Raw genomic sequence first — 24939 nt, 5'->3', positions numbered from 1 at the left:
CACGGAGCCAATCAACGGACGGAGAGGGCGAGATGGCAGGACTGTGGTCCCGCGCCCGGCGGAACACGGGCGACGAGGTACTGATCAGGTCCCTGTACGAGGAACACGGCCATGCGCTGCTGGCCTACGCGACCAAGCTGACCGGGGACCGGGCCGCCGCGGAGGACGTCGTACAGGAAACCCTGATCCGGGCCTGGAAGCACCCGGAGGTGATGGTCAACGGGAAGGGTTCGGTGCGCGGCTGGCTGCTGACGGTGACCCGCAACATCGTCACCGACCGGTACCGGGCGAAGGCCGCGCGGCCCGCGGAGGTCGCCGGATCCCCGTCGTCGCCGCCCACCGAACCCGACCACGCGGACGGCGTCGTGGACAGCATGGCCGTGCTGGGCGCGCTCGACCGGCTGTCGCCGGACCACCGGGACGTGCTGGTGCAGCTCTACTTCCACCAGCGCAGCGTCGCCGAGGCGGCCGACGCCCTCGGCGTCCCGGCGGGGACGGTCAAGTCCCGCTCCCATTACGCCCTCAAGGCATTGCGCGAGGCGTTCACGAACGACGACGGCCCCGGTACGGGAAACAGGCCCGCCGGACTCCAGGAGGTGGCGGCATGACCCGGCAGCAGCACGAAGACGAACTCCTCGGCCCGTACGTCCTCGGCGTACTCGACGAACCCGACATCCGGCGGCTGGAACAGCACCTCGCGGACTGCGACCGGTGCGGCCGGGAACTGGCGGAGCTGCGGGAGATGGAGGCGGCGCTCGGGGAGGTCCCGGAGGAGGCGTTCCTGGAGGGCCCGCCGCCGGGCGGCGACCTGCTGCTCCAGCGCACGCTGCGGCAGGCCCGCGCCGAACGCGAGGCCGGTCGGCGGCGGTCATGGGCGGTCGCCGGACTGGCTGCGGCCGCGTCGCTGGCGGCGGTGTTCTGGCTGGGCACCCAGGCGGGCGGCGGTACCACGACGGTGGCGGTCCGGCCGCCGGCGCCGACGGTCACCGCGCCCGCCCCGACTCCCCCGCCGGGCACGAGGGTGGCGTCGGCGACGGACCGGGGCAGCGGGGTGCGGATGACGGTCCGCGTGACGCCCGCCGCCCGGTGGGTACGGGTGCACGCCGCGGTCACCGGAGTGCCGGCCGGCGAGCGGTGCCGGCTGGTGGTCGTGTCGCGGGACGGTACGCGCACCACGGCCGGCGGCTGGGTGGTCGGCGGCGCCGCGCACGGCGAGGGCAAGGGGGCGTCCCTGGACGGCTCCGCCGCGGTCGCGCCGGACGACGTCAAGGAGGTCGTCGTCGAGAACGAGTCCGGCCGCACCTTCGTGTCGGTGCCGGTCTGAGCCGCTCCCGGGGCGGTTGCGGGGCGGTCGGTGGCGGTCGGTGGCAGTTCGATTCGCCCTGAACCGCCCCGAACCGGCCGCCCCGGTGGTCCGCGGAAAAAAGTTTCGCGATCCGTTGAACTCCCTCCCGGGGGGCGCCGTGTCTCCAGTGTCAGACAGACAGAGCACGACGAACCGCAGGATTACGGGAGTTGACATGACGAACTGGCGCAAGATCTCTGTTGCCGGCGCAACCGCCGCCCTCGTGCTGGGTGCTGCCGCGTGCGGTACGCAGGAGAGCGGGAGCGCGAAGACCGCCGCCGGAGCGCAGGCCCCCGCCGCGGCCCAGAAGGACGCGGGCGACGGCTACGGATCGGGTGACGGCTACGGATCGGACTCCGGCTCCGGTTCCGGGGACGCGGCCGCCGCCGCGAAGGGCGGGCCGGTGGCCGTCCGCCAGGACGCGAAGCTGGGCGCCGTGGTGAACGACTCCGCCGGTTTCACCCTCTACCGCTTCGACAAGGACACGGCGTCCCCGTCCACGTCGGCGTGCGCGGGCGACTGCGCGAAGGCCTGGCCGCCGGTTCCGGCGGGCGCCGGGGCAGGAACCGGCATCGACGCCGCCCGGCTCGGTTCGCTGAAGCGGGCCGACGGCACGGAGCAGCTGACGGTCGCGGGCTGGCCGGTGTACCGCTTCGCGAAGGACACCGCGCCGGGCCAGACCAATGGCCAGGGCGTGGGCGGGACCTGGTTCGCCGTCACACCGGAGGGCAAGAAGGCCGGACAGGCGGCCGCCGAGCCTGCCGAGCAGCTGCCCGCGCTGTCGGTGGTGCGCGACGACAAGCTCGGCGAGATCGTCCGCGACGCCAAGGGCCGCACGCTGTACCGGTTCACGAAGGACACCGCGTGGCCGATGAAGTCGAACTGCACGGGCGCCTGCCTGGACACGTGGAAGCCCGCCAAGATGGTCGACGTGCGGAACGTCGAGGGCATCGACCCGAAGAAGGTCATTCCGTTCAAGCGCCCCGACGGCACGGTCCAGGTGACGATCGACTGCTGGCCGCTGTACTGGTTCACCGGTGACAAGACGCCCGGCGACACCAGCGGTCAGGGCGTCGGCGGCACGTGGTTCGCGGTCACGGCCCAGGGCAAGCTCGCGAAGTAGGCGGCGCACCGCATCCCCTCGGGGCGGGCCTGCGGGCCCGCCCGGCGGGGACGGCCGGCGCGGCGGCGACGAGCGTTTACCCGGTGGCCGGAAAAAGTTTACTACCGACCAGTAGACATGGCATGCGATCTGGCCAATTCTGAGCGCGTACATGCCAAACACTCCCCGTCGCGAGGAGCGCCCCCACATGCGCAGCAGCACCCGTCTCCGCACCCTCGGCACCGCCACCGGCACGGCCGCGGCCGCCGCCGTCCTGATGCTGGCCCCCGCGGCCCCCGCCCAGGCCGCCCCCGCACTCGCCCCGGCCGCCGTCACCGCCTCGGCGCCCGGCGGCAACGCCGCCCTCCTCGGCATCGACTACGCCGCCTGGAAGCGCGACGTCGCCCAGGTGATGGCCCCGGCCCTGCCGTACGTCCAGCAGCGGATCGCGCAGGCGCCCGCCGGCGAGAAGCAGGCGATCGTCCTCGACATCGACAACTCCTCGCTGGAGACCGACTTCCACTGGTTCTGGACGTCCCCGACGCCGGCGATCTCCGAGGTCCGCGACCTCACCCGGTACGCCAACCAGCACGGCGTGGCCATCTTCTTCGTGACCGCCCGGCCGGGGATCATCTACTCCCTCACCGAGCGCAACCTCAAGTCCGTCGGCTACCCGGTGTCCGGGCTGTACGTACGCAACCTGCCCGACCTGTTCACCGAGGTCAGCACGTACAAGACGGCCAAGCGCGCCGAGATCGAGGCCGCCGGCTACAAGATCATCGCCAATATCGGCAACAACGACACCGACCTGGTCGGCGGGCACGCCGAGCGCACCTTCAAGCTCCCGGACTACGACGGCAAGCTGTCCTGACCGGGCACCCGGACCGGACACCTCGGGGCAAAAGCGGGTGGTTCTCCCCATGCGGCCGAGCAGCCCGGACCGGCATGGTGGATCGCAGAGCCGTTCCGGCGGCGCAGGGCGTGCGGCCGGCGAGTGAGCATCCGAGGTGAGAACAGTGGCAAGTCCGACTCCGGCCCAGTTCAGGGCCAGCCATGGAGACATGGGTCGCTGGCAGTCCGTCGACTTCGAGGTGTACGAGCACCTCCTCGAGAAGCAGCAGGCCACCGGGCCGAAGGGCGGCCCGCCGGCCGCCGTCCGGGCCGGGGAGCGGCGCGGAGACCGCGCCGACGGGACGGACGGAACGTGAGGACCGCAGCCCGCCTGCCGTGACGTGACACGGCAGGCGGGCCGGTCTGTGTGCGGACCCGGGGGTACGGGCGGGGTGCGGGTACGGGCGGGGCCGCGGGGTGGAGCGCGGGCGGGGAAAGGGGCGGGGCGACGGCGTCGAGGGCTTGCTTCTTACGGGCCCCCGGCGCCGAGCCGTGTCGGCGGACGGCCGCGGTGGGCTCGCCCGGTGGGGCGTGCGCTTCGCCCGGTCGGCCCAACAGCGGGCCGGGAATCCGGCCGGGGCCGGGTTGGGCCGGCCGCCCCATGTGCCCGGGACACGGGAGTTCCTACGTTTGTGGTCACGAGCCCCGCACCGGGGCCCGGTCCACAGGAAGACGAGGAACACCTCATGCGTGCACTCATCACCCGAATCGTTCCGGTTGCCACTCTGGTCACCGCCGGCCTGCTGATCGCCGTTCCGGCCGGCGCCGCGTCCGCGGCTCCGCAGCAGAGCACCTCCGCCGTCTCGGCGGAGCAGCTGGCGCCCACCGGCAAGCACGGACCGTACCCCAGCAAGCAGTCCTGCCAGAGCGCCGGCAAGAAGGGGCAGTCCCAGGGGCACTGGCACCACTACTCCTGCAAGCAGGAGAACCACAAGTGGTACCTGTACACGTCCTGACCTCCTGACCGCAGCGGTCGTCCGCCCCGCTCCGTAGTGGCCCTCCACCCCACCGCGTAGCGGCCGGACACCCCTCGGCGGCCGTGTGCCCGAACCATCGCCGGGCCCGGGAGTCCAACTCCCGGGCCCGGCTGCACGCCGTCACCCTGCGGGCCGCGACGCCGCTACGGCTTCCTCGGCCGAGTCCCTCGCGCGGAGCGCCCACGTGTGCTCTCCGGCGTGGCCGCGGAAACCGCTGCACACGTCTTCGCCCTCCCAGACCGAACAGTCTTCGAGCGCCAGAAGGGCCGTCGGTCGCACACCGTCGCGCCACGATGTCCACAGGCCTGCCTCACGGTGCTCAAGCCACCTCACCAGGCCGAAGTGATGTCCGCCGTGCCCCTCGACGAGGGGGCACTCCGGCCACCGCTCGATCTCCTCCAGGAGGCCCTGCATCTCGCCCGGCGGATCCAGCGCCTGGAGCGCCAGCGCGCCAACGTCGGTGCGGGCGGCGCATTCGTACCGCATGTCAGCTCCTTGCCGTGACGGAGGGGAGCGGGCAGAGCCGCACGTAGCCGACCTCAAGGCGCGCGCGGCCCTGCCGCCCCCCGGGCACGCCGATGATCAGTCGACGGCCGGTCTGGTGGGGTCGTACGGACGTACGTCGGCGAACACGAGGGAGATGTAGGCCGCTATCCCGGCCGCGTGCTCGGGCCAGCGGCCTTCGTCGCCGTCGAAGTCCTGACGGTGCCCGGAAGCACAGCAGTTGTGCAGCTCGATTCCCGCCTGGAGCGCCTTGTCCCAGTCGAATTCCGGGGACTGACGGTCCGAAAGCCGCTCCCAGTCACGCTTCAGCACGCAACAGACGTCACAGGCCGGTATCTGCGGACGGGCGTTGAGGGCTGCCGTCGCGTCCGCCCGGCCGTGCACTTCATTCGACATGGATCACCCCTGTCTGCAACGGCGCGGTTACGCGCCGTGCTCGTAAACTCAGCCTGGCAGTGCGGGATATGGTTTGCAACCTGCCGGGCGGAGTTTTGAAAACTTGCATATTTCTCCTGCCTGGTAGCGGCATGTGGCACGATGCGTCGACGGGCAGTCACATACCGTCAAGCGGAGAGGGGGAGGCAATGGCACCTTCCGTTCGTCAGCGTCGTCTCGGTGCAGAGTTGCGTCGGCTACGGGAGGCCAAGGGCCTGACGCAGGATGAGGCTGCGGAATTGCTGTCAGCAGAGCTGGACCGACAGCATCCGGAACGGAGGGCGGCTGGTGGGTACTCCGGGCACGGATGGGACGGGTCGAGGCTGTCCCGCGTAGAGCGGGCACAACTCAAGATCAAGCCGGACGCTGTCGGGACCCTTATCGACGTCTATGGCGTCGGCGACTCAGAGCGCCGGGACGTCTTCGTGGCCCTTGCCAGAGACGGTGCACGCCGCGGTTGGTGGCAGACGTACCAAGACATCATCTCGCCGGCCTACGCGGAGCTGATCAGCCTGGAGGCTGACGCAGAGAGTCTGCGCTCCTATCAGACTCTCCTCATCCCCGGGCTGCTGCAGACAGCCACCTACGCCCGGGCAGTGGTGTCGGGCATCAATCCGACGTCCACCGCCGAAGAGGTTGACGCCCTCGTCCAGGTTCGGATTGCCCGTCAGTCGGTGCTCACTCGCCCAAAGCCTCTGAAGCTGTGGGCGATCATCCACGAGACCGCACTACGCGCCAAGGTTGACCCCCGCGTCATGCGGGTGCAGCTTCAGCATTTGCTGGATCAGGCAGAGACGCCCCACGTCTCGATACAGATCATCCCGATCGCCGAGTCTCCACACCCGGGCCTGTCAGGGCCGTTCACCGTACTCGGATTCCCGGAGAGCGCGGACCTGGACGTAGTCCTCGTCGAACACCTGGCGAGCGCGCTGTACGTTGAGAGTGCCGCAGACGTGTCGGTGTACGGCGCGGCCTTTGAGCACTTGAGGGCCGCGGCTCTGCCACTGGACAAGTCTGCCGACCTCATCGCAGACATCATGGAGACACTCAAATGAGCAAGATCTCGAACGCTGCCGCATCCGGTCTCGCGTGGACGAAGAGCAGCTACAGCGGCGCTACCAACGACTGCGTCGAGGTGGCGGCCGGCCAGATCCCCGGCGCGGTCCCGGTGCGCGACTCGAAGGCCCCGACGGGACCGGCGCTGGTTTTGAGTGAGCCCGAGTGGGGCATCTTCCTCGACGCCGTCAAGGGCGGCCAGCTCTAAGCCTCAGCAATTCCGGGCGCCCGCTTCCGTGATCTCTGAAGGAACTCAGATGAAGATTTCCAACGCGGACCGAGCCGGGCTCACCTGGGGCAAAAGCAGCTACAGCGACGGTGGCAACAACTGCGTCGAGGTGGCTGCCGGCCAGCTGTTCGGCGTGACGCCCGTCCGCGACTCGAAGGTTCCCACCGGACCTGCCGTTTCCTTCACCGACGCCTCGTGGGGCGTGTTCGTTGACGCCCTCAAGGGTGGCCGGTTCTAAGCCCCCAGCCAGGGCAGGGCGCCCGCTTCCGTGATCGGGAGGCGGGCGCTTTCATGTGCTGTGCTCCGGGTAGCCCGGACCAGTGCGCGCGTGGTGGTGGAAGGCGTCGAGTGCCTCGTCCAGCGTGGTGGCGGCCATGATCAGGGAGAGGTGGGTGAACGCCTGCGGGAAGTTGCCGAGTTGTTCGCCGCTGGGGCCGATCTCCTCGGCGAACAGGCCGACGTGGTTGGCGTAGGTGAGCATCTTCTCGAAGGAGAAACGGGCCTGGCGCACGCGGCCGGCCCGGGCCAGCGCGTCCACGTGCAGGAAGGTGCACAGGCTGAAGGTGCCCTCCGCGCCGCGCAGCCCGTCCGGCGAGGCCTTCGGGTCGTAGCGGAACACCAGGCTGTCCTCGACGAGGTCGCGGTCGATGGCGTCGAGGGTGCTCAGCCAGGCGGGGTCGGTGGGGTTGAGGAGCCCCACCCGCGGGATCAGCAGCAGCGAGGCGTCGAGCACGTCGCTGCCGTAGTGCTGGACGAGCGCGCCGCGCCGCTCGCTCCAGCCGCGCCGCATGACCTGCTCGAAGATCGCGTCACGGGCTTCGAGCCAGGTCTCGCGGGCGGCCGGGCGCCCGAACTCCGCGGCCAACCGCAGCCCGCGGTCGAACGCCACCCACGACATCACCCGGCTGAAGGTGAATTCCTGCGGGCCGCCCCGGGTCTCCCAGATGCCCGCGTCGCGGTTGTCCCACGACTGCGCGAGCCAGTCCAGCATCGAGGCGATCGCCTGCCAGCCGCGGTAGGTGGGCTGGGTGTCCTGGCCCTGCCCCTGGGCGAGGGCGTACAGCGCCTCGCCGTAGATGTCGAGCTGGACCTGGTCCACCGCCGCGTTCCCGACCCGTACGGGATACGAGCCCCGGTAGCCCTCGAAGTGCTCCAGGACCTCCTCCGGCAGCCACGGGTCGCCGTCGACCCGGTACATGATCTGGAGGGGCTGGGTGCCGCCGGCGGGGCCGGAAGCCCGCTCGGTGACGCGGTCGGTGAGCCAGCTGGTGAAGGCGGAGGCCTCGGCCACGAACCCGAGGTCCAGCAGGGCCCGTACGGACAGCGAGCCGTCGCGGATCCAGGTGTAGCGGTAGTCCCAGTTGCGTTCGCCGCCGGGCAGTTCGGGCAGTCCGAGGGTGGCGGCGGCGATCGGCGCGCCGGAAGGCAGGTACGTCAGCAGCTTCAGGGTGATGGCGGAGCGGTGCACCATGTCGGGCCAGCGGCCGCGGTAGCGGGTGGTGCCCATCCAGTCCTGCCAGAAGTTGACGGTGGCCCACAGGTCGCGCTCGACGCCCCCGGCGTCGGGCAGCGGCGGGGCCGGTTCGTCGGGTCCGGCCACCGTGAACGAGGCACCGGCCCGCTCGCCCCGGGTGAGGGTGACCGCGCCCTGGACGTCGGCCTCGCCCTCCCGCTCCAGCGGGATGTTCGACTGGAGGAAGCCGGAGATGCCGGATGCCCGGAACTCGGCGGTCCGCCCGTCGATCCGGAGCGTGTGCCGGGACCGTCCGAAGTCGAAGCGCGGCCGGCAGTCGAGGGTGAAGCGGACCGTGCCGCGGGTACAGCGCACCACCCGCATGATCGTGTGCCGGTCGGTGGGCCGTCCGATGCGGTCGGGCGGCATCCAGTCCATCAGCTCGCCCACCCCGTCGGGGGACATGAACCGGGTCACCAGCACGGCGGTGTCCGGATAGTAGAGCTGTTTGACGGTGACGTCGTCACCGGCCATGGACAGCCGGAAGAAGCCGCCCCGGTCGTGGTCGAGCAGGCCCGAGAAGATACCGGGAGAGTCGAAGCGCGGCGCGGCGAACCAGTCGACCACGCCCTCGTCCGAGACCAGAGCCGCCGTCTGCAGGTCACCGACGAGGCCGTGATCGGCGATGAGCGGGTAGCGCTCCATGGATCCACTATCCGGCAGGCCCCGCCACCCGGCGATCCGGCAGCCGCCGTACCGGCCCGAGGTGCCGCCCGGGCCGCGACGGCATTCAATGGGTGACGGGGACGCACAGGGGGGTAAACCCGGGAGACGACCACCCCATGGACACTGCGAGGCTGGGCAAGGCAACGGCGCCCGCGGCGGGCAGAGGCTCGCTCTACCGGCTCGGGCACTGGTGCGCCAGGCACTTCGTCGTCGTCATCGCGCTGTGGCTGGCGGCCCTGGTCGGGCTGCAGATCGCCAACCGCGCGGTGGGCGGCGAGTACTCGGACGACTTCGCCCTCCCCGGCGTGCAGTCGCAGGAGGGCCTGGACGTCCTGAAGGCACACGATCCGGCCGCCGGCGGCTACGGCACCCAGATCGTCCTCAACAACCCCTCGGCGCCGCTGACTCAGGACGCCGCCGCGGTCTCCGCCGCGGTGGCCTCCCTGCAGAAGCTGCCCGACGTGCTCAGCGCGCAGGACCCGCTGCCGCCGACCGGCACCGCCCCCACCCCGCCGCCGCCCGGCACCCCGAACACCGGCCCGCTGTCCACCGACGGCAAGACCGCCTACATCACCGTCCGGTTCTCGGTACCGCCCAGCACCCTCGGCGACGACTACCTGCCGGGTGTCGACGCGGCCGTCCAGCCGCTGCGGGACGCCGGCATCGACGTCGAGTACGGCGGCCCGCTCGGCGAACTGGCCAGGCCCGAGGCCGACGACCGGACCAGCGAGGCCATCGGTTTCGCGGTGGCGATCCTGGTGCTCCTGATCGGCTTCGGCAGCATCATCGCCGCCGTCCTGCCGCTGGTCACCGCCCTGATCGGGGCGATCTGCGGGCTGGCCCTGCTGGGTCTGCTGGCCTCCGCGTTCACCTTCGCCACGGTCTCCCCGACCCTCGCCACGATGATCGGCCTCGGTGTCGGCATCGACTACGCGCTGTTCCTGATCACCCGGCACCGGCAGAACCTCATGGACGGCCACGATCCGGCCGAGGCCGCCGCGCTGGCCACCACCACCAGCGGCCGCGCCGTCCTCGTGTCCGGCTGCACCGTCATCATCGCGCTGTCCGGCCTGTGGGTGTCCGGGGTCAGCTTCATCGGGAAACTGGGCCTCGCGGCCGCGATCACCGTGGTCACGGCCGTCCTCGCGGCCCTCACCCTGGTGCCCGCCATGCTGGGCCTGGTCGGCAGCCGCATCGACCGGTACACCGTACGCAAACCGGTCGCGGAAACGGACGCCGAGCCCGGCGCGCAGGCCCACGGCACCTGGCACCGCTACGCCCAGCGGGTCGAGAAGCGCCCGTGGTGGTTCCTGGTCGGCGGCGTCGTCACCCTGGTGATCCTGGCGTTGCCGGTGTTCTTCATCCAGCTCGGCCACATCGGCGACGGCGCCGACCCCAAGTCCTTCACGGACCGGCGGGCCTACGACCTGATCTCGACGGCGTTCGGACCGGGCGCCAACGGACCGCTGACCCTGGTCGTCGACCAGAGCGCGGTGCCCGCCGCCGACCGGGCGGCCCTCGCCACCCAGCTCCAGAAGGCGCTGGCGAACGTGCCGGACGCCGCGTCCATCACCCCGCTGCGCACCACCCCGGACGGCGACGTCCTGCTCGGGACCGCGTACTCGGTGGCCTCCCCGCAGGACGAGCGGACCACGCAGCTCACCGACCGCCTCGTGGACGACGTACTCCCGCAGGCGGTGGCCGGGACCCAGGCCGAGACCTACGTGACGGGCACCACCGCCGCGCAGGTCGACTTCCTGGACATCGTCTCCAGCCGGCTGCCGCTGATCATCGCGGTGGTCGTGGCGCTGGCGTTCCTCGTCATCCTGGTGGTGTTCCGCGGCCTGCTGGTGGCGGTGAAGGCGGCCCTGCTGAACGTGCTGTCGATCGCCGCCTCGTACGGCGTGGTCGTCGCCGTCTTCCAGTGGGGCTGGGGCGGACCCGCGCTCGGCGTCTCCGGCAAGGTCCCCATCGAGAGCTACGTCCCGATGATGATGTTCGCGATCGTCTTCGGGCTGAGCATGGACTACGAGATCTTCCTGCTGTCGCGGGTCCACGAGGCGTGGCTGCGCACCGGCGACGCGCAGGCCAGCGTGGCGCACGCACTGGAGATCACCGCCCGCGTCATCACGTGCGCGGCCCTCATCATGGTGAGCGTGTTCGCCGCGTTCATCGTCAGCGACAACATCGTGGTCAAGATGCTGGGGCTGGGACTGGCCGCCAGCGTGCTCATCGACGCCACGGTGGTACGGCTGCTGCTGGTGCCGGCGGTGATGACCCTGCTCGGCAAGTCGGCCTGGTGGACGCCGCGTTGGCTGGACAGGATACTGCCCCACCTCGACACGGAGGGCGAAGGCGTACTGGCCGAGGAACGCGCCCGGACGGCGCGGCCCGGCGGCCCCCCGACCGCCTGAGCCCGGACCGGTGAGATCCCGGGCGCCGGTCAGGCGTGCTTGCGCAGGTGGGCGGTGACCTGAGCGCCGGTCTCCGGGGAGAGCGGCCCCTCGGGTACGTCGAAGCCGAGCTCCCGCGCCAGGGTCGCGGCCCTCAAGTCGAAGGCGGCTTCGGTGAGATGGGCCAGGGTGTCCACGGCGGTCCGGGTCCGGCGCCGGCCGCGCGCGAAGAAGCCCGCCCCGAGCAGCAGGAACGGCCAGCACCACAGGGCGGGCAGTGCGCACAGCACGCCCCACCCGGCCAGGGTGACGGCCGCGTCGAGTTCGGTGCGGGCCGCGCGGACCGTGTTCTGTTCGGGTTCCTCCAGGATCAGCCACAGCCGCGGCCACGCGAACCCGATGTCGAGCCGGTACCAGGCCCAGATCCGGGCGTCGACGGCGGCCAGCCGGTCACCCGCCCAGGTGGGGTGGGCCGGCGGGCCCAGCGCGATGGCGTTGCGCCCGGCCGCGAGCGCGTCGATCCGGGCGCGGGCCGCGGCCGTCGGACGGCCGCTGCCCGCCGCCGCCCCGGCCTCCGCCTCGGCCCGCGCCTCACGGTAGCGGGTGTCGGCCGCCTCCCAGCGGGCGGCGCGGTCGGCGGTGCGCCGGGCCGCGGGCCGCCGCAGCACGGACGGCCAGGGCTCGAACCACAGCCCGGCCAGCACCCCGGCAGCGCCCCGGGCCGCCAGTCCGGCGGCGGCCGACAGGACGGGCAGCGCCGCGACCAGCAGCAGCCACGGGGAGGTGCGACGGCCGTTGACGGGCCCGTCCGCATCCAGCAGGGCGGTCAGCCGGCCCAGGCCCGACCAGGGCGCGTGCCCCAGCTGCCAGGCCGCCAGGCAGCCGGCGACGAACAGCATCCCCGGGAGGAGCATGCCGGACACCCAGCGCTCCATCGAGCGCCGGCCCACTTCTGCCAGCATCGTGTTCATCGTGCGCCCCTCCCCTCCCCCGGTTCCGGTCGATCCGGTCAGCGGAACCGCAGGGCCCGGCCGTGCAGCGAGCAGACCGGCAGGTCCTCGCCCGGCGCCGGCTGCTCGGCTCGGCGGCAGCTGCCGGCCGGGCAGCGGTAGCGGCCGAGTGCCACGTGCCCGGCGCGGTCGCCGCCCGGCAGCGCGACGAGGCCGGGCTGCTCCCCGGCCGCCGGCACGGCGCGGGCCGTCCAGGACTCCAGCAGGCGCAGCAACCCGAGGGCGCGCAGCCGGTCGTCGACCGGCTCACCGCGGCGGGCCGCCGCCAGGGCCTCTTCCAGGTCGTTTCCGTCGCCGGTCTCCTCGGCGACCGCGCGGAGCCTGGGCAGTTCCCGGCACAGCGCGCTCAGCAGTTCGGCACTGTCCACAATCCGACTCCTTCACACCGGAATTGATGGATCATCATGCCATGTGAGCGGTCGGGGGCGGACGGGCGGGACCGGCAGGAGAGGCGAGGCGGGGATGCAGGACGGGGACGGCAGCGGCTGGGAGGCGGACCGACTGTTCGCACGCCTCGAGGAGCGCCTCGAGGCCTTCTGGGAGAAGGGGAACCGGGACGCGGTGATGGCACCGGAGGCCGTGTCGGAGGCCGACGCGCTGCGCGTGCTCGTCCTGCGGTCCCCGACGCCGCCGGAAGGCTGGGACGCGTGGGACGGAGGGGAACGGCCGCAGTTCCCGGACTGGTGGGAGCGCCTCCAAGCACGCGACGGGCCCGACACCGGGACGTACATCGTGGATCTGGCCGCCGTGCACGTGGTCGCCGCCCTGCACTTCACCCGCTGCCTGGTCCTGGGCCCCGAGACCCCGGCCGCACAGCAGGACCTCAAGATGACGATGGGGCTGTTCGCCCTGGTCAAGCAGTTCGCGCCGGAGCAGGTGCCCGAACAGATCCGGGAGACCGTGGCCGGGATCGACCTGCCGGCCGCGCACGCCGTGGCCGCCCTGGTCGCCACCGGACTGGAACTGACCGCGCGCTGGCAGGCCGACGGCGACGGGGACGCCCTGGAGGACGCGATCCGGCTGTGGACCCGGGTCCTGAGCGTGCTCCCGGAGGGCCATCCCTCGGGCCCGATGATGCTGTCGAACCTCGGCTACGCGCTGCGCTCCCGCCATCTCCTGGCCGGCGCGGACGCCGATCTGGAGGACGCCGCCGAGATCGGCCGACTGGCCGTGGGGACGGCCGCCGACGACGATCCGGAGCGGTCGATGTACCTGGCCAACCTGGCCGGCACGCTCGGCGCCCTCTTCGGCCTGCGCAGGGCGCGGGCCGACCTCGACGACGCCGTCTCCGCCGGCCTGGAAGCCGTACGGGTGGCGCCGGAGCCCCGGGCGCTGTACCACGCCAACACCGGTGTGGCCCTGCTGCTCCGGTACGAGCAGGATGCCGCCCGCGGGGATCTGGACGACGGGGTCGAGGCACTGCGGCTCGCCGTCTCGCTGGCGGCGCCGGACGATCCGCAGCGGGCCATCTACCTGTCACAGCTGGGGCTGGCCCTCGACCAGCGGTTCGCGCTGCTCGGCGATCCGGCGGACCTCGACGCCGCCGTGGAGGCGGCGACGCAGGCCGTGGCGGTCTCCGTGCCCGGGCACCCGGCCCGCCGCGGCTACCAGTCCACCCTCGGCAACGTGCTCCGCACGCGGGCCGGCCGGTCCGGGTCGGCGGCCGACCATGCGGACGCGGTGGCGGCCGCCCGCAAGGCCCTGGCGGCCGCCGGCCCGCATCCGCTCCGGAGGGCCGTCCTCCTCGCGGGCCTGGGCAAGGCCCTGCGGAACAGGTTCCGGCGCCTGGGCGACCCCGCCGACATCGAGGAGGCCGTGGAGCTGCTCCGGCAGTCCGTACGGGAGAGCGCCGGCAGCAGCAACCTGAGCGCCACGTCCGCGTACGACCTCGGCCACGTGCTGCTGACCCGCTTCCGGCACACCGCCGACACCGCCGACGCGCAAGCCGCCGTCGATGCGGCCCGGCTGAGCCTTCGTCACACGGCGGCCGACGCCACCGACCGCGGGATCCCGCTCTCGCTGCTCGGCGAGGCACTGGACGCCCGGGCGCAGCGGACGGGCTCGGCGGACGACAACGAGGAGGCCGTCGCGGCCCTCCGGGAAGCCCGCACCCTCCTGGCCCGCCACCACCCGGCTGCCCTCACCGCGTGCCTGTCGGAGCTGGGGACGGCGCTCTCCCACCGGTTCGGCCGGACCGGCGCGCTGTCCGATCTCGACGCGGCGGTGGATGCGTGGATGGAGGGCATCCGGCTGGCGCCGCGGGCGGAGGACCGGGCCGTCGACGAGTCGCACATCGGCGGCACGCTGATGATCAGGTTTTCCCGTACGCACGATCCGGAAGATCTCGCGGAGGCGCTGGACTGGCACCGGCGCGCGGTCCGGTCGCTGCGCGGCGACGGCGACCCCCACGCCGGCCAGGTGCTGTTCAACCTGGGCCGGGCCCTCCAGGCCGCCTACCAGGAGTCCGGTGACCTGGCGCTGCTGGACGAGGCCCTCCAGCGGATGGAAGCGGGCCTGGAGGCGGGGCGTACGGGCGGCGTCGGGGACGCGCTGGAGCTGTCCAACCTGGGGGCGCTGCTCCGCATCCGTGCGGAACGGCTCGGATCGGCGGGCGACCTGGACCGCGCGGTCGACCTGAGCCGGAACGCGGTCGCCGCGCTGCCCGCCGACCACCCGGAACGGACCGTCTACCTGACCAATCTGAGCACCACTCTCCTGTCCCGCTACCTCCGCACGGGGAGCCGGCCCGACCTCGACGACGCGGTGCACGCGGCCCGGCGGGCGGTGGCCGAGGCCTCCCCCGCCGAACCCGGCATGCTCGTCGTCGCGCTGGCCAACCTGAGCGCGGCCATGCGCCGGCGCCACGAGTGGTCAGGGGCACTCGCCGACCTGGACGAGGCGGTGGAGACGAGCCGCGCCGCGGTCCGGCAGTTGCCCGCCGGGCATGCGGACACCTCTCTCCACCAGACCAATCTGTGCATGGCCCTCATCGACCGGTACCGGCGATCGGGCGGGTCCGACTACCTCGACGAGGCCATCGAGGCCGCCCGCACGGCCGTCGGGGGCGTCTCCCCGGAGCACCCGTTCCGCCCCTCCCATCTGTCGAACCTGGCCCTGGCCCTGCTCCACCGGTACCGGAGCACCCGGCAGCCGGCCGACTGCGACGAGGCGGTCGCGCTCCTGCGGGAGGCCGTGCGCCTCCTCCCGCACGACCACCCGGTGCGGGCCTTCGCGCTGGCCAACCTCTCCCGGGCGCTCTTCGACCGGTTCTACGGCGTCCAGGATCCCGAGGCGACCGGTGCGGCCGGTGCGGGAGCGGCGGGCGGCGACGGGGGCGGGCGGTTCTTCCGCCGCCGTGCGCGGCGGGAGCCGTCCGCCGACATCGAAGAGGCCGTCGAGACGGCCCGGGAGGCGCTGCGGTACACGCCCGACGGCGATCTGCAGTACGCGGCGCACGCGGCGCACCTCGCCTCCATGCTCCTCATGCGCTTCTCGCAGACCGTCAAGAGGTCGAACCTCAAAGAGGCGTTCGGCCTGTACCGCCGTGCCGCGGGCACCGCGACCGCGCCGGCCCAGGTGCGGTTCCGGGCCGCGCGGGCCTGGGCGACCGCCGCCGGGGCGGTCGGGGACTGGGCCGAGGCACTGGACGCCTGGCGGTCCGCCATCGCCGAGCTGCCGCTGCTGGCCTGGCACGGACTGGACCGGGCGGACCGGCTCGACGCGCTCGGCCGTACCGCGGGCGTGGCCGGTGACGCCGCGGCCGTGGCGCTCAACGCGGGCCGCCCCGAGGAGGCGCTCCAACTGCTGGAGCAGAGCCGCGGGGTGCTGCTGGCGCAGGCGCTGGAGGTCCGGGACGACATGGCGGAGCTGCGCGAGCGGGCGCCCCTGCTCGCCGACCGGATCCGGGAGGTGCGGGTCCTGCTGGACACCGGCGGCGAGCAGACGGCCGGCGTCGGCGTCCCCGTCGACACCGGCGGCGGCTTCGAGGCGGGCGGCGGTGGCGGCTTCGGGGCCGGTGGCGGGGCCGGTGCGCCGGGGCCCGCGTACCGCCCCGCCGACGCCGTACAGGAGCAGCGGGCCGCTGCCGAGCGGCGCCGGGAGCTGGCCCGTGAGATGGACGATCTGGTGGCCCGGGCCCGGGAGTTGCCCGGGCTTCAGGACTTCCTTCGGCTGCCCTCCGTGGCCCGGCTGCGGGAGGCCGCCGCACGCGGCCCGGTGGTGGTCGTCAACACCAGCGAGCTCCGGTGTGACGCGCTCGTCGTGACCCGCCGAGGCCTGCGCACCGTACCGCTGCCGGACCTGCGGCTGGAGGGGGACGGGGGGCTGGAGAAGCGGGCCGGGGCGCTGCTCGACGCGCTGGCCGTGGTCGGCCGGTCCCCGGCGGACGCGTGGCGGGCCCATCGGATCCTGGTCCGTACGCTCGGCTGGCTGTGGGACGCGGTGGCCGCCCCGGTGCTCGCCGTGCTCGATCCGGCGGACGGCGTCCCGGTCGCGGCGGGCGGGCCGTCCCGGCTGTGGTGGTGCCCCACCGGCCTGCTGTCCCTGCTGCCGCTGCACGCGGCCGGGCACTACGGGGCGGGGGCAGCGGACCCGGACGGCCCGCCGAAGGCCCTGCCGGACCGGTACGCGTGCTCGTACACGACGACGCTGCGCGCCCTCGCCGTACAGACCGGGCCGGACGGCCCGGGCGGAGCGGATCCCGGGGCCGGGCGGCTGCTCGCCGTGGACGCGTCCGAGGCGCCGGGGCTGCCGGCGCTGCCGCACGCGCGGGCCGAGGCACGGCTGCTGACGGACCGGGTGGCGGGCACCACGCTGCTGGCCGGCGACCGCGCGTCGCGCCGGGCGCTGCTGGACGCGCTGCCGGCCCACGCGTTCCTGCACTTCGCGGGCCACGGGAGCCAGGACCCGGGCGATTCGGCGGGCGGCGCCCTGTACTGCCACGACCACGGGCGGGCCGGTCCGCTGACGGCCGCGGACATCGCGCGGCTGCGCCTGGACCGCGCGGAGCTGGCGTTCCTGTCGGCGTGCGAGACCGCACGGGGTGCGGCCGGTCTGCCCGACGAGGCGGTGCACCTGGCCGGGGCCCTGCAACTGGCCGGGTTCACGCACGTGGTGGCCGCCCAGTGGGCCGTCGACGACGCGAGCGCGCTGCGCGCGGTGGACCACTTCTACGCCGGGCTGGCGGCGCCCGGGGCGGCGGCTGCGGGCACACCGGGTACGGGCGCAGCCGGCCCGCGGGGCGGGTCGGTGGGCGGTCTCGACGCGGGCCGCGCCGCGACCGCCCTGCACGGCGCGGTGCAGCGGTTGCGGGAGCAGGACGACGACCCGCTGTGGTGGGCCGCCTACGTCCACACCGGGCCGTGACCGCGGGCCGGAGCCGACGGCGGGTCACGGCCGGGCGGGACGCCCGCGGTCAGTCCAGGTCGAGGTGGTAGACGCCGGCCGCGGCGTCGGCGAACAGGGTGAACTGGACCCGCGGGGCCGGTACTCCGCCGCCCCCGCCTCCTGCGTCGCCGTCACCGTCGTCGCCGTCGATGTCCACCTCCACCGGTTCGGCGTCCACGAGGACGTATTCCGCGTAGCCCTCGAAGTCGCCGGGGGTGTCGGAGACTCCGACGTGGAGCGGGGTGTCGTCGGGCAGCCCGGCGAGCACCTCGCGCAGCCTGCCGGCGGTCCATACCTGCGGTTCGTGTTCGAACGTGTCTGACATGCGCCGACAGTAAAGGCGGGAGAAGCGCCGCCGACCGCGCCGCGCCGAGTGACGGACGCGAGGATTCCGCCAACGGGGACACCCCCGCCGGGCCTCCTCGGCGGCTCTGGCAGAATAGCGCGCTCCGTTTCTTGGCATGTCAAGAAAAGCGACAAAGGCGACAAGGGGTCTCGGGGTTGAGCGTCACCATCGAAGGACAGATCGACATAGCCGGGCCGGTGGGCAAGCTGCTCCACCGCCGTCCGCTGAAGAACTCCACCGTGATGCAGTCGTTCGGCATCGACCCGGTGACCGGCGAGGTCTTCGTGGCGCAGGTCGTGCAGGGCGGCCTCACCCTCGCGGGCGAGTCCGGCCCGGTCAGCGGCACCGTCCGGGCGACCAACGGGGACCTGTGCGTGACCCGGCTCGACCAGGCGGGCACCGTCACGGGCTTCATGTACCTGCGCGGTTTCGGCCACGGCGTGTCGATGGCCGTCGAGAACCGGGCCGGGGCGTCGTACCTGTGGACGGAGACCGCCTCGCAGCCGAACAAGGACAACGACGGCTACGGCACGGCGATCACCCACTTCGCCTTCCGCACCGGCACCGTCCTGGACTACGGCTCGGCCCAGCACGCGGCGCCGTACACGCCCGTCACCGGCGCCACCAACGTCACCTGCACCATCGACCCGACCCTGAACAGGCTCGTCGTGCGCTTCTCCTCCGGCGGCATGAAGTACGAGTCGTACGACCTGGCCAAGGCCGCGGCGGGCGTGTGGGAGCCGCTCGCGCGCATCGCCCAGCCCAGCCCGAACGGCGTGTTCCAGGGGTACGCGTCCCTCGGCGGCGTCCTCTACATGCTGGCCGGCGAGGCCATCGCCGCGGACAATCCCGACAACCCGCCGCCGGGCAACACGTACCTGACGGCCGTGGAGTGGGCCACCGGCGCGGTGCTGGACCAGCAGCGGGTGACCGCGGCGCCCGGCCTGGAGTACCGCGAGCCCGAGGGCATGGCCGTGTCCGTGCGCGCCGGCGTCCCGCACCTGCACTTCGGCTTCGCCTGCGAGGACCCGGGCCCGCGCACCGCCACCATCCTGTCGCTGTCCGCGGCGCCCGAGATCGACGGCGTCAAGGTCCTCACCGACTGGCAGCCGATCGCGCTCGCCGCCGGCGTCACCGCCGACCAGAGCGCCCCGAAGGGCCGGCTGATCAGCATCGCCGGGACCACGACGCTCCAGCTCAGCGGCGGGGTCAAGGGCACCTTCGACTCAGACGCGGTGATCGGCACCCTGCCCGACGCGCTGACGCCGAGTCTGCCGGTCCGCGCGAACGTGCCGCGCAACAACAGCGCCGGCTACTGCGCGGCCCGTGTCGAGGCCGACACCAGCCGCGAGCTGCGGCTGTACGGCGGACGGTCCACGAACGCCATCACCTGGGCGCAGCTGGACAGTTTCAGCGCCGTCTGGCGCTGACACCCGCCCGGCCCGGACTCGCACCGCCCGGCGTCGCCTCGCCCGGCCCCGCATCGTCTTGGGCCTTCTCTTCCCCTTCCCTCCCTCCGGCTTCGTCAAGGAGACGTCCGAACATGTCGCACAACCGCCGCAGCATCCTCGGTGCCGCCCTCGCCCTGCCCGCAGCCCTGACCGTGGGCGCCGTGTCCGCCGCCACCCCGGCCGCCGCCGCGACCGGGGGCGTCGAGGCCGGCGACTGGGCCGACCTCGTCCTCGAACCCGGCATCACCGCCCAGGCCGGCGCCACCCCGCAGGTCCGCATCGTCACCATCGCCGGCACGGCGTTCCTCCAGGCACGGGGCGCGGTGACGTGCAGCCTGACCGCCGACCTCAAGATCGCCACGCTGCCGGCCGGCCTCAAGCCCGTCTCGGTGGTACGCGCCACCGCGCCGCGCAACAACAGCCAGGGCATCAACGCCTGCCGCTTCGAGGTCAACACCGCCGGCTCCCTGAGCATCTACGGCGCGAACACCGGCAACCCGATCACCTGGGTGCAGTTCGACTCGGTCCAGACGATCTGGCACTGACGCCCACCGGCCCGCCCCGGACCCGCGGACGGGTTCGGGGCGGGCCGGAGCGGTCCGCGCGCCGTCAGGAGGTGCGGCGGGTCCGGCGTTCGAGGTCGGCGAACGCCGCGACGAAGGAGCCGAGCATGGGCCGCAGGGTCTGCGGGGCGACCGGGACCAAGCCGTCGGTGTGGGTGCCGCCGGGGACGCGTACGTAGCGGTGCAGGCGGCCGCATCCGGCGTCGGTCACCATGCGGGCGTACACGTCGCCGAAGGCAGCCGGCGGGGTCAGGACGTCGAGGGTGCCCTGGATGCTGATGAGCGGGCGGCGGATCCGGCCGGTGAGCGCGATCCGTTCCACCGCCCGGTGCACGGCGCGGGGGCGGGCCGCGAAGTCGTAGTCGGTGTCGCAGCCGGCGCCGGTGCCCTCGGCGCAGAACGGGGTGCCCGCCTCGGCGGCGCCGTCGTAGCCGGGGTCGAGTTCCTCGCGGAGCACCCGTTGCAGGAAGTCCCACTGGTTCTTGTGGTGGTGGGCCCACAACGCCTCGGAGCCCGCGGGGTAGCCGGCCGCGAGCAGCTCGGCGCGGGCGCCCGGATCTCCGGCGGCGTGGCGCGGATATGCGCGCAGCGCGGGCGGCAGGCTGGTGAGGAGGCTGCCCTGGCGGGTGAAGGTCAGCGCGTTCCAGTCGATGCCGCCGGTGTAAAGGCCGGGGCGGTGCTCCAGCTGCCAGCGTACGAGGTACCCGCCGGCGGACAGGCCCGCGGCGTACGTGGTGCGCGGGGCGCGGCCGTAGTGGCTGACGGCGGCCCGCTTGGCGGCGATGGTGAGCTGGGTGAACCGGTGGTGCCATTCGGCGATCGCGTCGCCGGGCCGGTCGCCGTCGGTGTAGAGGCGGGGGCCGGTGTTGCCCTTGTCGGTGGCGGCGTACGCGTACCCCTTGGCGAGGACCTGGTCGCTGATGATCCGGTCGTTGGCGTACTGCTCGCGGACACCGGGCGGGCCGGCGACGACGAGGCCGCCGTTCCACCGCTCGGGCAGCCGGATGACGAACTGGCTGTCGTGGTGCCAGCCGTGGTTGGTGTTGGTGGTGGAGGTGTCGGGGAAGTAGCCGTCGACCTGCACGCCGGGAACGCCGGACGGCGTGACGGTGCCCGGGGCCTCCAGGCCCGCCCAGTCGGCGGGATCGGTGTGCCCGCCCGGCACGGTCCCGGTGGTCGTCAGGTCGGCCAGGCAGGCGGAGACGGCGTGTTCGGCGCCGGGGACGCGGACGTCGGTGCACTCCGGGCGGGCGGCGGCGCCCGCGGGGACGGCGAGGACGGTGGCGAGCAGGAGCGGTGCGATGGCGAGGTGGCGGAGCAAGACGCCCTCTTCTCGGTGGGTGGCGTGACACCTCGAAATCTAGGAACGGCGGGCGGTGAGGGGTAAGTGCTCTCCGGCCAGAGGTCGTCGGCCGGAGGGCACATGACCTTCGGCAGGCCGTTCCGCCCCGCCGGGTGGGGCGGGACGGGCCGGGCCGGGCCGTGTGGTCACGGGGGCGGAGGCGGATTCGGTGGCGCGGATCTTGCTGCGGATCGGGCTGCGGATCGGGGGCAGTGGCGGCGGGCGGGCCGGGGGCTCACACCAGGTGCGTGCGGCGGCGCAGGACCACGGCCGTCAGGACGACGAGGGCGAGCGCGAGCACCAGGTAGACGGTGGTGTCGATCAGCTGGAAGGTCCAGAAGTCGGGGCCGGGTAGACCTCACGCGAACGGCCGTGCGGGCCGCCGACCTGGGAAAGGTCGACGGCCCGCACGGCCGGGCGGTCTGCCCGAGAGGCTGCTGGGCCTTCGGGCCGCCGGTCCGTCAGATGTGTACGGGGACGGGCGGGGTGGCGGCGGAAGAGGTCGCGGGGGTGGTGGGGCCGGCAGAGGCGGGCGGGATGGAAGGGGTGGAAGTGGCGGAAGACTCAGCCGGGGCGGACGGCTCGGCGTGGACGGAAGGGGTGCCGCCTCGCAGGGCCAGGACCGTGACGATCAGCGCGGCGACGAGGAGGCCGGTGCCGGTGCCGAAGGCCAGGCGGAAACCGGCGGTGAGGGCGACGGACTGCTCCGAGCCCGCGGCCAGGAGGGTTTCGGTGCGAGAGCCGGCGAGCATGGTGAGGACCGCGACGCCGAGGGCGGCGCCGACCTGCTGGGTGGTGTTGAACAGGCCGGACGCCAGGCCGGCGTCGTCGGGGCGGGCCCCGGACATTCCGAGCGAAGTGAGCGCGGTGATGGCCAGGCCGAAGCCTCCGGCGGAGATCATGGTGGGCAACAGGTCCACGGCGTAGTGCGCGCCGCCCGCCGGCAGCCGGGTGAGCAGGCCGAGGCCGACGGTGAGGAAGGCCAGTCCGGCGATCAGTACGGCGCGCTCGCCGAAGCGGGCCATGCCCCGGGCGGAGACGAACAGCGAGACGGCCCCGATGGTCAGCGCCGCGGGCAGCATCGCCAGGCCGGTACGGGCGGCGCTGTAGTGCAGGACGTTCTGCATGTACAGCGCGATGAGCACCTGGAAGCCGAACAGGGCGGCGAGCAGCAGCATTTGGACGAGGTTGGCGGCGGACACGGTGCGCGAGGCGAACATCCGCAGCGGCAGCAGGGGCTTGGCGGTACGGGCCTGACGGAGGACGAAGCCGGCGAGGAGGGCGACCGAGAGCGCGCCGTAGCCGACGGTGTACGGCGAGGCCCAGCCGTGCGGTCCGGCTTCGATGATGGTGTAGACGCCGATCATCAGACCGGCGGTGACCAGCAGCGCGCCGAGCGCGTCGGCTCCGGCGGCGAGTCCGAGCCCCCGGTCGGCGGGCAGCAGCCGCACTCCGGCGGCGAGGGCCGCCACCCCGATCGGCAGGTTGACGAAGAAGATCCAGTGCCAGCTCAGCCCTTGCGTGAGCACCCCGCCCAGGGCCTGCCCCAGGGAGGCGCCGGCGGCGCCGACGAACCCGAACGCACCGAAGGCCTTGGCCCGTTCGGCAGGTTCCGGAAAGAGGGTCACGATCATCCCGAGGCCGACGGCGGAGGCCATCGCCCCACCGACGCCCTGGAGGAAACGGGCCGCGAGGAGCATCGGCGCGTCGGCGGCCAGGCCGCACAGCACCGAGGCGGCGGTGAAGACGGCGAGCCCCGCGAGGAACATCCGCTTGCGGCCGATCAGGTCGCCGAGCCGTCCCGCCAGCAGGAGCAGCCCGCCGAACGCGATCACGTAGGCATTGACGACCCAGGTGAGCCCGGCGGAGGAGAGGCCCAGGTCGCGCTGGATGGGCGGGAGGGCCACCGTGACGATCGACCCGTCCAGGATGACCATCAGCATCCCGGCACAGATGACGGCCAGGGCCCACCAGCGCGAACGGGGGTTGTGGGGCGCAGAACGGTACGTATCGGACATTGCAAGTCTCTCCTGGGACCGGGGGCGCGGTGCGACAAGAGAGACTCTAGCGGATAGTTTTGTAGTAGACGGTTTTCTTCAGGAGTAATTATGTGGACCGCCCGCCTCCGCTGTTACACGCGGGGGCGGCGGGGGCGGCGCACCGGCTTGTCGCCTGCGGCGGCTTCCGGGACGGGCGCGTGTTCGAGCCGGGTCAGCGCGTCGATGAACACCTGACGCTCCCCCGCGGACATCCCGTCCAGCGCCTCCGCGTGCACGCGGTCGACGATCTCCACGCCCTTGCGGACCATTTCGGCGCCCGCGGGGGTGACGACGATGATCCGGGCGCGGCGGTCCGTACGCGACGGATGGCGCTCGGCCAGCCCCTCCCGCTCCAGCTCATCGGTGGTCACCACCATGGTCGTCTTGTCGAGGCCGGCGATCTCGGCGAGCTGCGACTGGGTCCGCTCCGCCTCCATGGCATGCAGCAGCACACAGTGCGCACGCGGCGAACTCTCGATCTCCGCGAGGGCCACCGCCAGCCGGGTGTTCATCGCATGAGCGGCCTGGACCAGCAGCCCGGTGAGGTCCCGAACCGCTCGCTGCGGCATGGGCGCAGCCATTCCGGATGTCGTCATACCCCCAGACTACGTCAGCGACCGGATAGTCCCGATCCAAACGATTTGCCATCCGGCGGGCGGTGGGGGCGGGTCTACTCCAGCGCCTCCGGCGCTCGAGGCGAACCTTCAGCCCCGCCGGTGCTGGAGGCGAACCCTCAGCCACGCCGGCACTGGAGGCGAACCCTCAGCCTCGCCGGCACTGGAGGCGAACCCTCAGCCTCGCCGGCGTTTGAGGCGCGGGGTCTGGGGCGGAGCCCCAGAACTGCAACCCGGCTCCGCCGGGTCCCGGGCTCCGCCCGGACCCGCGCCTCAAACGCCGGCGAGGCTGGATGTTGCACCTCAGGGCACCGGCACAGCTGGTGCGTCACGGTCAGCCGGCCGGGCTGGACGTTGCACCTCAGGGCATCGACACAGCGGGCGCGTCACGGTCAGCCGGCCGGGCCGCCCGCGAGCAGCCCCCGCACGACCCGCTCCAACCGCCCCCGCCGCACCTCCGGCTTGACCGCCTGGAGCAACGGCAGCATCACCTGGTAGCGCCCGCTCCGGTCAAGCGCCTCGAAGGCCGCCGCCGCCTCCGGTCGCTCCCGCAGCGCCGCCGCCAGGTCCGCCGGCACCTCGGCCGTCTTCTGTGACGCGTACGCGGCGGCCCACCGGCCGTCCTCCTGCGCCTTGCGCACCTCCGCCAGCCCCGGCTCGCGCATCCGGCCGGCAGCCGTCAGTTCGGCGATTTTGTCGACATTGACCTGCGACCACAGGCTGCGCGGCCGACGCGGTACGTACTTCTGGAGGTAGTGCCGGTCGTCGAGGGACCGCCGCTGGCCCGAGATCCAGCCGTAGCACAGGCCGATGTCGACGAGTTCGCCGTCGGTGACGCTCGGGATGCCGGACTTCTTCTTCGCCACCTTGATCCACACCCCTTCCCCCCGCGCGTGGTGCTCCTCAAGCCAACCTTCGAACGCCGCGCCGTCCTCGAAGGCGACGATCTCCACTCCGTCCAGCTGCTCCATGCGCCTCAGGCTAACGTCCGCCACCGACACCGCCCCGACGCGCACGCACCGCGCCCGCCCACTGACCGGCCGGACGGAAATCCGGCCGGCCGACAGCCTTGTGGGGA

The 24939-nt window shown here is 73.1% G+C and carries 23 protein-coding genes; 13 read left to right on the top strand and 10 right to left on the bottom strand.

Annotated elements, in window-relative coordinates:
* Window positions 1–32: 32 nt before the first annotated feature.
* From OG764_RS33810 to OG764_RS33785, 6 genes are all read left to right on the top strand, one after another.
* Window positions 33–608 (top strand): sigma-70 family RNA polymerase sigma factor, encoded by a 576-nt coding sequence (locus tag OG764_RS33810; protein WP_328972139.1) that lies wholly within the window; start codon window positions 33–35, stop codon window positions 606–608.
* Window positions 605–1324, top strand: a complete 720-nt coding sequence (locus tag OG764_RS33805; protein WP_328972138.1) for an anti-sigma factor family protein — start codon at window positions 605–607, stop codon at window positions 1322–1324. Before OG764_RS33810 ends, OG764_RS33805 begins: the two co-directional genes overlap by 4 nt.
* Window positions 1325–1520: 196 nt before the next feature.
* Complete coding sequence (locus OG764_RS33800; protein ID WP_328972137.1) at window positions 1521–2468, top strand: SCO0930 family lipoprotein; 948 nt, start codon at window positions 1521–1523, stop codon at window positions 2466–2468.
* Window positions 2469–2655: 187 nt separating this feature from the next.
* The gene (locus OG764_RS33795; RefSeq protein ID WP_328972136.1) at window positions 2656–3318 is read left to right on the top strand and encodes an HAD family acid phosphatase; all 663 of its coding nucleotides are present in this window, start codon (window positions 2656–2658) and stop codon (window positions 3316–3318) included.
* Between the two features lie 190 nt (window positions 3319–3508).
* A complete protein-coding gene (locus OG764_RS33790) occupies window positions 3509–3655 on the top strand; it encodes a hypothetical protein (RefSeq protein WP_328972135.1) in 147 nt (48 codons plus the stop codon).
* A 369-nt stretch (window positions 3656–4024) separates the two neighbouring features.
* Window positions 4025–4294: a hypothetical protein gene (locus tag OG764_RS33785; protein ID WP_328972134.1), complete on the top strand. Its 270-nt coding sequence runs from the start codon at window positions 4025–4027 to the stop codon at window positions 4292–4294.
* 141 nt (window positions 4295–4435) lie between these two features.
* On the opposite strand, the gene OG764_RS33780 is transcribed toward OG764_RS33785, so the two are convergent.
* A complete protein-coding gene (locus OG764_RS33780; RefSeq protein WP_328972133.1) occupies window positions 4436–4801 on the bottom strand; it encodes a hypothetical protein in 366 nt (121 codons plus the stop codon).
* 96 nt (window positions 4802–4897) lie between these two features.
* Entirely contained in the window at window positions 4898–5215 is a 318-nt protein-coding gene (locus OG764_RS33775; RefSeq protein WP_328972132.1) for a hypothetical protein, read from the bottom strand.
* Between the two features lie 131 nt (window positions 5216–5346).
* Here OG764_RS33775 and OG764_RS33770 point away from each other — a divergent pair, with 131 nt between their 5' ends.
* The 3 genes from OG764_RS33770 to OG764_RS33760 are packed head-to-tail and all read left to right on the top strand — an operon-like array spanning window position 5347 to window position 6777.
* A complete protein-coding gene (locus OG764_RS33770; protein WP_328972131.1) occupies window positions 5347–6309 on the top strand; it encodes a helix-turn-helix domain-containing protein in 963 nt (320 codons plus the stop codon).
* Window positions 6306–6518, top strand: a complete 213-nt coding sequence (locus OG764_RS33765) for a DUF397 domain-containing protein (RefSeq protein ID WP_328972130.1) — start codon at window positions 6306–6308, stop codon at window positions 6516–6518. Before OG764_RS33770 ends, OG764_RS33765 begins: the two co-directional genes overlap by 4 nt.
* Window positions 6519–6567: 49 nt before the next feature.
* On the top strand, window positions 6568–6777 hold the full coding sequence (locus OG764_RS33760) for a DUF397 domain-containing protein (RefSeq protein ID WP_328972129.1): 210 nt from the start codon (window positions 6568–6570) through the stop codon (window positions 6775–6777).
* Between the two features lie 51 nt (window positions 6778–6828).
* Here OG764_RS33760 and OG764_RS33755 read toward each other — a convergent pair whose 3' ends face one another.
* Window positions 6829–8697 carry a glycoside hydrolase family 15 protein gene (locus tag OG764_RS33755; RefSeq protein ID WP_328972128.1) on the bottom strand — a complete coding sequence of 623 codons (1869 nt, stop codon included), beginning with the start codon at window positions 8695–8697 and terminating at the stop codon, window positions 6829–6831.
* A 137-nt stretch (window positions 8698–8834) separates the two neighbouring features.
* Here OG764_RS33755 and OG764_RS33750 point away from each other — a divergent pair, with 137 nt between their 5' ends.
* The gene (locus OG764_RS33750; protein ID WP_328972127.1) at window positions 8835–11132 is read left to right on the top strand and encodes an MMPL family transporter; all 2298 of its coding nucleotides are present in this window, start codon (window positions 8835–8837) and stop codon (window positions 11130–11132) included.
* Between the two features lie 29 nt (window positions 11133–11161).
* Here the strand turns inward: OG764_RS33750 and OG764_RS33745 are convergent, their stop codons facing one another.
* Complete coding sequence (locus OG764_RS33745) at window positions 11162–12082, bottom strand: hypothetical protein (protein WP_328972126.1); 921 nt, start codon at window positions 12080–12082, stop codon at window positions 11162–11164.
* A 38-nt stretch (window positions 12083–12120) separates the two neighbouring features.
* Entirely contained in the window at window positions 12121–12489 is a 369-nt protein-coding gene (locus OG764_RS33740; protein ID WP_328972125.1) for a hypothetical protein, read from the bottom strand.
* 94 nt (window positions 12490–12583) lie between these two features.
* On the opposite strand from OG764_RS33740, the gene OG764_RS33735 reads away from it, so the two are divergent.
* Complete coding sequence (locus OG764_RS33735) at window positions 12584–17485, top strand: CHAT domain-containing protein (protein WP_328972124.1); 4902 nt, start codon at window positions 12584–12586, stop codon at window positions 17483–17485.
* A 49-nt stretch (window positions 17486–17534) separates the two neighbouring features.
* Here the strand turns inward: OG764_RS33735 and OG764_RS33730 are convergent, their stop codons facing one another.
* Window positions 17535–17831: a DUF6225 family protein gene (locus OG764_RS33730; RefSeq protein ID WP_328972123.1), complete on the bottom strand. Its 297-nt coding sequence runs from the start codon at window positions 17829–17831 to the stop codon at window positions 17535–17537.
* Window positions 17832–18007: 176 nt separating this feature from the next.
* Here OG764_RS33730 and OG764_RS33725 point away from each other — a divergent pair, with 176 nt between their 5' ends.
* Complete coding sequence (locus OG764_RS33725; RefSeq protein ID WP_328972122.1) at window positions 18008–19282, top strand: phage baseplate protein; 1275 nt, start codon at window positions 18008–18010, stop codon at window positions 19280–19282.
* A 113-nt stretch (window positions 19283–19395) separates the two neighbouring features.
* Entirely contained in the window at window positions 19396–19848 is a 453-nt protein-coding gene (locus OG764_RS33720; RefSeq protein WP_328972121.1) for a hypothetical protein, read from the top strand.
* A 64-nt stretch (window positions 19849–19912) separates the two neighbouring features.
* On the opposite strand, the gene OG764_RS33715 is transcribed toward OG764_RS33720, so the two are convergent.
* From OG764_RS33715 to OG764_RS33700, 4 genes are all read right to left on the bottom strand, one after another.
* Window positions 19913–21187 (bottom strand): tannase/feruloyl esterase family alpha/beta hydrolase, encoded by a 1275-nt coding sequence (locus tag OG764_RS33715; RefSeq protein ID WP_328972120.1) that lies wholly within the window; start codon window positions 21185–21187, stop codon window positions 19913–19915.
* A gap of 482 nt (window positions 21188–21669) precedes the next feature.
* The gene (locus tag OG764_RS33710; RefSeq protein WP_328972119.1) at window positions 21670–23226 is read right to left on the bottom strand and encodes a DHA2 family efflux MFS transporter permease subunit; all 1557 of its coding nucleotides are present in this window, start codon (window positions 23224–23226) and stop codon (window positions 21670–21672) included.
* A 113-nt stretch (window positions 23227–23339) separates the two neighbouring features.
* Window positions 23340–23828, bottom strand: a complete 489-nt coding sequence (locus tag OG764_RS33705; RefSeq protein WP_443056262.1) for a MarR family winged helix-turn-helix transcriptional regulator — start codon at window positions 23826–23828, stop codon at window positions 23340–23342.
* A gap of 425 nt (window positions 23829–24253) precedes the next feature.
* Window positions 24254–24832 carry a YdeI/OmpD-associated family protein gene (locus OG764_RS33700; protein ID WP_328972117.1) on the bottom strand — a complete coding sequence of 193 codons (579 nt, stop codon included), beginning with the start codon at window positions 24830–24832 and terminating at the stop codon, window positions 24254–24256.
* Window positions 24833–24939: the final 107 nt, after the last annotated feature.

Origin of the sequence: Streptomyces sp. NBC_00239, assembly GCF_036194065.1 — a bacterium.
Taxonomy (GTDB): Bacteria; Actinomycetota; Actinomycetes; order Streptomycetales; family Streptomycetaceae; genus Streptomyces.
Note: the sequence above shows the minus strand (reverse complement) of the source record. Positions and strands in the feature narration are given on the sequence as shown.

Excerpts from the sequence above, each read along its gene's own strand:
- OG764_RS33765 (WP_328972130.1), top strand. The coding sequence starts at position 6,306 with ATGAGCAAGATCTCGAACGCTGCCGCATCCGGTCTCGCGTGGACGAAG.
- OG764_RS33800 (WP_328972137.1), top strand. The coding sequence starts at position 1,521 with ATGACGAACTGGCGCAAGATCTCTGTTGCCGGCGCAACCGCCGCCCTC.
- OG764_RS33710 (WP_328972119.1), bottom strand. The coding sequence starts at position 23,226 with ATGTCCGATACGTACCGTTCTGCGCCCCACAACCCCCGTTCGCGCTGG.
- OG764_RS33700 (WP_328972117.1), bottom strand. The coding sequence starts at position 24,832 with ATGGAGCAGCTGGACGGAGTGGAGATCGTCGCCTTCGAGGACGGCGCG.
- OG764_RS33745 (WP_328972126.1), bottom strand. The coding sequence starts at position 12,082 with ATGAACACGATGCTGGCAGAAGTGGGCCGGCGCTCGATGGAGCGCTGG.
- OG764_RS33775 (WP_328972132.1), bottom strand. The coding sequence starts at position 5,215 with ATGTCGAATGAAGTGCACGGCCGGGCGGACGCGACGGCAGCCCTCAAC.
- OG764_RS33785 (WP_328972134.1), top strand. The coding sequence starts at position 4,025 with ATGCGTGCACTCATCACCCGAATCGTTCCGGTTGCCACTCTGGTCACC.
- OG764_RS33810 (WP_328972139.1), top strand. The coding sequence starts at position 33 with ATGGCAGGACTGTGGTCCCGCGCCCGGCGGAACACGGGCGACGAGGTA.
- OG764_RS33760 (WP_328972129.1), top strand. The coding sequence starts at position 6,568 with ATGAAGATTTCCAACGCGGACCGAGCCGGGCTCACCTGGGGCAAAAGC.
- OG764_RS33705 (WP_443056262.1), bottom strand. The coding sequence starts at position 23,828 with ATGGCTGCGCCCATGCCGCAGCGAGCGGTTCGGGACCTCACCGGGCTG.
- OG764_RS33795 (WP_328972136.1), top strand. The coding sequence starts at position 2,656 with ATGCGCAGCAGCACCCGTCTCCGCACCCTCGGCACCGCCACCGGCACG.
- OG764_RS33730 (WP_328972123.1), bottom strand. The coding sequence starts at position 17,831 with ATGTCAGACACGTTCGAACACGAACCGCAGGTATGGACCGCCGGCAGG.
- OG764_RS33755 (WP_328972128.1), bottom strand. The coding sequence starts at position 8,697 with ATGGAGCGCTACCCGCTCATCGCCGATCACGGCCTCGTCGGTGACCTG.
- OG764_RS33805 (WP_328972138.1), top strand. The coding sequence starts at position 605 with ATGACCCGGCAGCAGCACGAAGACGAACTCCTCGGCCCGTACGTCCTC.
- OG764_RS33750 (WP_328972127.1), top strand. The coding sequence starts at position 8,835 with ATGGACACTGCGAGGCTGGGCAAGGCAACGGCGCCCGCGGCGGGCAGA.
- OG764_RS33790 (WP_328972135.1), top strand. The coding sequence starts at position 3,509 with ATGGGTCGCTGGCAGTCCGTCGACTTCGAGGTGTACGAGCACCTCCTC.
- OG764_RS33780 (WP_328972133.1), bottom strand. The coding sequence starts at position 4,801 with ATGCGGTACGAATGCGCCGCCCGCACCGACGTTGGCGCGCTGGCGCTC.
- OG764_RS33735 (WP_328972124.1), top strand. The coding sequence starts at position 12,584 with ATGCAGGACGGGGACGGCAGCGGCTGGGAGGCGGACCGACTGTTCGCA.
- OG764_RS33720 (WP_328972121.1), top strand. The coding sequence starts at position 19,396 with ATGTCGCACAACCGCCGCAGCATCCTCGGTGCCGCCCTCGCCCTGCCC.
- OG764_RS33770 (WP_328972131.1), top strand. The coding sequence starts at position 5,347 with ATGTGGCACGATGCGTCGACGGGCAGTCACATACCGTCAAGCGGAGAG.